Origin of the sequence: Grimontia sp. AD028, assembly GCF_000973155.1 — a bacterium.
GTDB classification, from domain to species: Bacteria; Pseudomonadota; Gammaproteobacteria; order Enterobacterales; family Vibrionaceae; genus Enterovibrio; species Enterovibrio indicus.
This window is the reverse complement of sequence record NZ_LASY01000046.1, coordinates 1-6,493: the sequence shown is the minus strand read 5'-3', so window position 1 is coordinate 6,493 and position 6,493 is coordinate 1. Positions and strand designations below refer to the sequence as shown.

Here is a 6,493-nt window from a genome sequence, read left to right as displayed (position 1 = left end):
AGTAGGACATCGCCAGGCTTTCAATTTAGAAAAAGCCCTGACCTGACGGTCAGGGCTTTTTTGCATCTGCAACTTTTCATATTTACCATCGCTCCCTTTTTCCTAGCCTTAATTACAGACAACTACCATACAAGCACTTAGCTCATGGTAAATAAAGCTGGAGCTTCCGAATAGTAGATATAAAAAAACACCACCTTCTCAGGTGGTGTTTTTTGGGGTTCATTTAGTGAGTTATGCCCTGAACTCTTCCAACGTTTCTATAACGTGGATACCGGCATCACGCATTTCAGCGCAGCCTGTTTCAGTTGTTTTTTCAGCAATACCTCGACAAGCTTCTAGGTTAACCCAAACATCAAAGCCACCATGCATCTTTAATTGTATGGCAGTGGTTTTAACGCAGTAGTCAGTAGCGAGACCACCGACTAATACAGTGGTGACACCTTTGGCTCTAAGCCATTCAATGAGGCCAGTGCTGAGCTTTTCCTGAATATCATGGAAGCATGCACCATAAGGGTGGAGATTTGGCTCTACACCTTTCCAAATGACATGGTCATATTCAGTTACTTCAGGGAGTTCTGGAATAGTTTCAAAGCCTTCGGTGCCAGGTACTGCATGGGATACCCAAGTAAGGTCCGCATTGGCATGCTCCAAAGGAACTAACATCTTATCGTGACTGTCGACTACCCAAACCGCGTTGGCTGGATGCGCGTCCTTTGTGAGGATGCGGAATTGTGCCTTTGTTGCCTGTTCGTTAAGTGCAGGACCAATCTTATCTCCGCCTTGCACAGGTAATTCGCCTGGGCAGATCGGTGTAAAGGTTTTCTGTGGGTCCACATCGATAGAAGCAATCACGTCTGACTCCTTAAAGTATCTGATTAAGCAGATGATCTGCCCTGATGCGCTTGATACGTTTTAGCAATCTTTGTACTTGAGGCGGGTAAACTTCCAGCTTTTCAATTTGCTTGTAACTGCCAATCAGCTGAGTGTGCTCCAAAATCGTATCGATTTCCCTTTGGGCTTCGGCTTCCAGCAAACGACGTTTGTCGTGAAGCAAGATGGCATTTTCAAGATCCAGCTTCCATGCACGAGGGTTGAGGTTGTTACCCGTCAGTAGCATGTAGGATCTGTCTACCCAAATCCCTTTGAGATGAAAGCTGTTGTCGTCGTGCTTCCAAAGGTGGATTTTCAATTGACGCTTGGCGATAGCGGCTTCATTACGACGTGCGAAATTGCGCAGGTTCATTTCATAAAGATAAGGTAAACCTGAAATCGTTTTGAACGGCTCACTAGGAGGGATGTAGAAGTCATTCGCTGTTTTATCGCCTACGATAATGGTGACGTTCACACCTCTACGCAAGGCAAGTCTTATTTCACGAGTCACACTGCGCGGAGGGTTGAAGTAAGGCGTACATATGATGAGTTCATTTTCAGCACTGGCGATTAAACGACAAATCTGAATGTTCAGGAAGTTCTTACGCTTACCCAATCCCACCATTGGCGTGAGGCCAATTTGATCGTCATTGATATGTTGCGAAATAAACTGATAGCTGGCTGCCTGCAGTCTTGCACGTAATTCGCGGATAGCTGGCTTGAGTGCTTTTACTTCCGGGCGGTTAGGCTGCGCAAGGCATGTGACTGCAGAACTGGCCGCCAAGGTGTTTCCGATAAAGCCTGCCATGCTGTCGGCTAGAGTTTTGCTATTGATGACATGGTAGCGGTCATAGCGATAGCGGTCATGCTGGGCAAGATACACATCATTCAGACTTGCGCCGCTATAAATAACAGTATCATCAAAGACAAAGCCTTTAAGGTGCAGAACGCCAAAGACTTCCCTGTTTCTCACAGGTACACCCAGCACATCAATCTTATGCTGGTATTTCTCAGCGTACTCGCGGTAAAGCGCAGCATTACCGTCTGACTTGTCAGCGCCAATCAAGCCGCGCTGAGCACGGTGCCAGTCAACCAGTACTTTGATATCCAGAACTGGATTCTTTTGTTTTGCTTCATAGAGCGCATCAAGGATATTGCGCCCTGCCTCGTCGTCTTGCAGATACAGAGCAACAAGGTAAATACGATATTTAGCGTGAGCTATTTCGTGAAGCAGACGCTCCCTGAAGGTGGTCGCATCGAGCAGTGTTTCCATCTGGTCTGGACGGTGCGCAATTTTCGGGAGCTGATCGATCAACTGCTTATTGGCAGTAGCTGAAACCATTGTTGCCTCATTAAGTTCGACACTGGGTCGTGTTAACGCAAATCAAACCCTGTATTGTACCAGAAATTGTGCAATTTCCAGCGATATCCGTGTGTCAGCTATCCCGATTTACAACTGTGACATGGAGTTGTGACGCATAGGGATAAGATCTTTACCACTGTTGCAATAGCTTTGGTATCGGCCACTTAATTCTTCGGGCAGATTGCTGACCTCGATCACTTCAAATCCGGCCTCTTTGTAGAGTTTTTCTAAATAGCGATACGCCAGACAATAACAAGCTTTAGTTTGAATCTGAGTTTGGACGGCATTGAGGAAAGCTTCTCCCTGCTTTTTCCCTCGTTGATCGGGGGCAATAAGCATACCAGTCAGAAGTTGGAAGTCATGAAACTGCCTGAATCTAACTGAACCAAAAAGACCGCTGCTATTTTCTGCCGTCCAAATGATTTCGTCTTTCTTCGGCTTCCCTGCTGGGTAATGTGTTTTATAAAAACGAGCCACCAGTGGAAAACGGAGTGGGTCGAGAAGGGCATATCGTGTGTCGGCCATGGTTATCAAATCACTGTGAATTCAAGGCGGATGGGGTAGTATACATCGCTAAGACTTTATCAAAACGAAACTGCGATCCGAATGAATATCCTGTCTACTACATCGCTAAAACCATTTCACACCTTTGGTATTGATGTTCAGGCCAAAGCCATTATTGAAGCGCAAAGCGCGGAAGATTTTATCACGATCTGGCGTGATCGTGCTGACGAGCCAAAGATCGTCCTTGGCGAAGGCAGTAATCTTCTGTTCTGTGAAGATTTTGATGGGATAGTGGTTCTAAATCGCCTAAAAGGTATTGATGTTGAAGAGACAGCTTCGCACTGGCACCTTCATGTGGCTGGCGGGGAAAACTGGCATCAATTGGTGAAATGGACGATTGAACAGGGCATGCCTGGCCTCGAAAACCTTGCGCTTATCCCTGGCCTTGTAGGCTCGGCACCCATTCAGAATATCGGTGCTTATGGTGTTGAGCTGAATGAACGCTGTGAGTATGTCGATGTCCTGATGCTTGAAACCGGCGAAGTCATTCGCATGGGGTCGGGGGCCTGTGAATTTGGTTACCGGGACTCTGTGTTCAAGCGCGAACTCAAAGATAAAGCCATTATTCTTGCTGTAGGTTTCCAGTTATCGAAAGCTTGGAAGCCCGTGATAGGTTATGGAGCCTTGGGCGATTTGGCGAGTGAGAATGAGGTGTCTGCCAAAGAGGTGTTTGATAAGGTCTGCGAAATTCGAAGTGAAAAGCTGCCTGATCCTAATTTGTTAGGAAATGCCGGAAGCTTCTTTAAAAACCCTGTTGTGCCTAAGACACAGGTAAAGTTTCTCTTAGCTGATAATGAAAAGATGCCATCGTTTGAAGTGTCGAGTTCAGAAGTGAAGCTTGCTGCGGGCTGGCTTATCGATCAATGTGGCTTAAAGGGCAAAAGCGTCGGTGGCGCGTCTGTTCACAATAAACAGGCATTGGTGCTGGTAAACAGTGGTGGGGCTACAGCCAGCGATGTCGTGACTCTCGCGAAAGAAGTGGTTGATACCGTTTACCAACGTTTCGGAGTCTTGCTAGAACACGAGGTTCGCTTTATGGGTGCGACACAAGAAACCACATTGGAGGCTGTATGCCAGCGCTAGATAATACGCCCCGCCTGGCACTTATAAAAATGCTCGCAGACGGCCAGTTCCACTCGGGTGAAAAGTTGGGTGAAGAGCTCGGTATGAGCCGCGCAGCAATCAGCAAACACATCAAAGTATTGCAACAGTGGGGTGTGGACGTGTTTCGCGTCCAAGGCAAAGGCTATTGCCTGCCTGCGCCGCTTAATCTCCTTGATGAAAATGCATTGAAAACACAACTGAGTGTGCCTGCGTTTGAGCTTATCCCCGTGATTGATTCTACAAACCAGCATCTTCTGGATCGCGTAGGTCAGTTGGAGTCCGGCTCCGCCTGTCTTGCCGAGTATCAACAGGCAGGCCGTGGACGCCGTGGCAGAGCGTGGTTTTCTCCTTTTGGTGCCAACCTTTACCTTTCCATGTATTGGCGATTAGATGCAGGCATGGCTGCTGCGATGGGATTAAGCCTTGTAGTGGGTGTTTCCATGGCTGAGACTTTACAGAAACTGGGTGCTGAAAGCGTCAAAGTGAAGTGGCCAAATGACCTTTATTGGAATGACAAGAAGCTTGCCGGTATTTTGGTAGAAATGACGGGTCAGGCTGGCGATGCCGCTCATTTGGTTATTGGTATGGGACTTAACGTTTCAATGCCTGAAACAGACGAAGTGGATCAAAGCTGGGCAAATCTTCAGGATGCTTGCCATCCACTCCCTGACAAAAATGCTTTGGCAGCCGCTTTGATAAATGGCGTAACAGAAGCGCTGAAGCAATATGAAGAAACTGGAATGGCTGGCTTTGTGCCACGCTGGGACAGCTATGACAACTTTCAGGGTCGTGCGGTGAAATTACTGCTGGGTGAGCGAGTGGTTAAGGGGATTGCGCGCGGGATCAATGAGCAAGGGGCTTTGCTGCTGGAAACCGAAAATGGCACTACCCCATATCTCGGCGGAGAGATCAGCCTGCGTGCTGACGACTAAGCTATTTCCTAACTTTAACGGTTTGAACCGCGTGGTTGGTTCCTTTCTGGAGGATTAAGCCAGCACGCTCGCGCGTAGGAAGAATGTTCTCTTCCAGATTCTTACCGTTAATCTCTTCCCAAATACCTGATGCTGTCTGTACCGCTTCATCATGCGAAAGCTTGGTGTAGTGGTGGAAATAAGATGTTGGGTTCTGAAACGCACCTTTACGGAACGCCATAAAGCGCTCGATGTACCAGGTTTTCAGTAACTCGCTGTCCGCATCAACGTAGATAGAAAAATCTAAGAAGTCCGAGATAAAAACTCGGTGAGGGTCGTGCGGGTAATCCATTCCACTTTGCAATACATTCAGACCTTCCACGATCAAAATGTCAGGCTGTTGGACGACTTTGGTGTCTTCAGTGATGTCATAGACCAGATGTGAATAGACGGGCGCTTCAACCCTTGATTTCCCCGATTTCACATCGGCAACAAACTGCACCAGACCACGGATATCGTAAGACTCTGGAAATCCCTTTTTCTTCATCAATCCACGCTCATTGAGAGTCTTGTTGGGATGAAGAAAACCATCAGTGGTGATTAGCTCGACTTTAGGGTGTTCAGGCCAGCGTTCCAGCAGTGCTTTCAGCAAACGTGCAGTTGTACTTTTTCCGACTGCCACACTGCCAGCAATACCAATCACATACGGAACATTATTGTCTTTTTGTCCCAAAAAGTGTTCAAGGACTTGGGTGCGGCCTTTTCGCGCCTTTACATACAAATTCAGCAATCGCGAAAGCGGCAGGTAGATATCCCGCACTTCATTCATCGTCAAATGCTCGTTAATACCACGCAGCTTTTCGAGATCGGTCTCGTCAAGCGTCATTGGCACTGAGTCGCGCAATTCTGACCATTGCTCACGGTCGAACGACAAATATGGAGTTAGTAAATCACTCATACTCTGGATGAATCTGTGTGTTAAGGAGAGCGACAATACCTTATCGATGCGGTTTGTGGAAGTATGGAGGGGATATAACGCTGCGCCATCTAGCTAAAAAACGGAGCAAATTGGTGAATTAATGCCCCATAAGATCTTATTTGGGTGAAATTTTTAAATTACCTATTGCAACGCTAAAAATCATTGAATAGAATGCGCAGCACTTGTCGCCGGCTTAGCTCAGTTGGTAGAGCAACTGACTTGTAATCAGTAGGTCGCCAGTTCGATTCCGGCAGCCGGCACCATTACGACAAAAAAGAACAATTTGGTGGGATTCCCGAGTGGCCAAAGGGATCAGACTGTAAATCTGACGGCTCCGCCTTCGAAGGTTCGAATCCTTCTCCCACCACCACTATTTCAAATAGTTTGAATAGCTCTACGAGAAACTGAAAGCGGGCATCGTATAATGGCTATTACCTCAGCCTTCCAAGCTGATGATGCGGGTTCGATTCCCGCTGCCCGCTCCAATCTTATAGTGCTGATATAGCTCAGTTGGTAGAGCGCACCCTTGGTAAGGGTGAGGTCCCCAGTTCAAATCTGGGTATCAGCACCACTCTTTCTCCCCAAAGTTACTTCAAGCCATTTGTCATATACTCAACAAAAATCCGTTTGTTGTATGTGTGGTCGTTAAACCACCAAAATACCGTGCTTAGAGGGACTGTCATGTCTAAAGAAAAATTTGAA

The 6,493-nt window shown here is 47.1% G+C and carries 6 protein-coding genes and 4 tRNA genes; 6 read left to right on the top strand and 4 right to left on the bottom strand.

The window, feature by feature from the left end:
* Positions 1–231: 231 nt before the first annotated feature.
* From RN22_RS11005 to RN22_RS10995, 3 genes are all read right to left on the bottom strand, one after another.
* A complete protein-coding gene (locus RN22_RS11005; protein ID WP_046304310.1) occupies positions 232–852 on the bottom strand; it encodes a nicotinamidase in 621 nt (206 codons plus the stop codon).
* Positions 853–862: 10 nt separating this feature from the next.
* Positions 863–2,212 (bottom strand): CDP-diacylglycerol--serine O-phosphatidyltransferase, encoded by a 1,350-nt coding sequence (gene pssA / locus RN22_RS11000; RefSeq protein WP_046304309.1) that lies wholly within the window; start codon positions 2,210–2,212, stop codon positions 863–865.
* Between the two features lie 108 nt (positions 2,213–2,320).
* Entirely contained in the window at positions 2,321–2,758 is a 438-nt protein-coding gene (locus tag RN22_RS10995; RefSeq protein WP_046304308.1) for a GNAT family N-acetyltransferase, read from the bottom strand.
* Between the two features lie 81 nt (positions 2,759–2,839).
* On the opposite strand from RN22_RS10995, the gene murB reads away from it, so the two are divergent.
* Positions 2,840–3,880 carry a UDP-N-acetylmuramate dehydrogenase gene (murB, locus tag RN22_RS10990; protein WP_046304307.1) on the top strand — a complete coding sequence of 347 codons (1,041 nt, stop codon included), beginning with the start codon at positions 2,840–2,842 and terminating at the stop codon, positions 3,878–3,880.
* Entirely contained in the window at positions 3,868–4,833 is a 966-nt protein-coding gene (gene birA / locus RN22_RS10985; protein WP_046304306.1) for a bifunctional biotin--[acetyl-CoA-carboxylase] ligase/biotin operon repressor BirA, read from the top strand. Before murB ends, birA begins: the two co-directional genes overlap by 13 nt.
* A gap of 1 nt (position 4,834) precedes the next feature.
* On the opposite strand, the gene coaA is transcribed toward birA, so the two are convergent.
* Complete coding sequence (gene coaA, locus RN22_RS10980) at positions 4,835–5,770, bottom strand: type I pantothenate kinase (protein WP_046304305.1); 936 nt, start codon at positions 5,768–5,770, stop codon at positions 4,835–4,837.
* Positions 5,771–5,978: 208 nt separating this feature from the next.
* On the opposite strand from coaA, the gene RN22_RS10975 reads away from it, so the two are divergent.
* From RN22_RS10975 to RN22_RS10960, 4 genes are all read left to right on the top strand, one after another.
* Positions 5,979–6,054, top strand: a tRNA-Thr gene (locus tag RN22_RS10975).
* Positions 6,055–6,076: 22 nt separating this feature from the next.
* A tRNA-Tyr gene (locus RN22_RS10970) sits at positions 6,077–6,161 on the top strand.
* A 40-nt stretch (positions 6,162–6,201) separates the two neighbouring features.
* Positions 6,202–6,276 (top strand) — tRNA-Gly (locus RN22_RS10965).
* 10 nt (positions 6,277–6,286) lie between these two features.
* Positions 6,287–6,362 (top strand) — tRNA-Thr (locus RN22_RS10960).
* Positions 6,363–6,493 lie beyond the last annotated feature (131 nt).

Bases quoted from the DNA above. Each gene is read 5' to 3' on its own strand.
- murB (WP_046304307.1), top strand. From the start codon at position 2,840: ATGAATATCCTGTCTACTACATCGCTAAAACCATTTCACACCTTTGGT.
- birA (WP_046304306.1), top strand. From the start codon at position 3,868: ATGCCAGCGCTAGATAATACGCCCCGCCTGGCACTTATAAAAATGCTC.
- coaA (WP_046304305.1), bottom strand. From the start codon at position 5,770: ATGAGTGATTTACTAACTCCATATTTGTCGTTCGACCGTGAGCAATGG.
- pssA (WP_046304309.1), bottom strand. From the start codon at position 2,212: ATGGTTTCAGCTACTGCCAATAAGCAGTTGATCGATCAGCTCCCGAAA.
- RN22_RS10995 (WP_046304308.1), bottom strand. From the start codon at position 2,758: ATGGCCGACACACGATATGCCCTTCTCGACCCACTCCGTTTTCCACTG.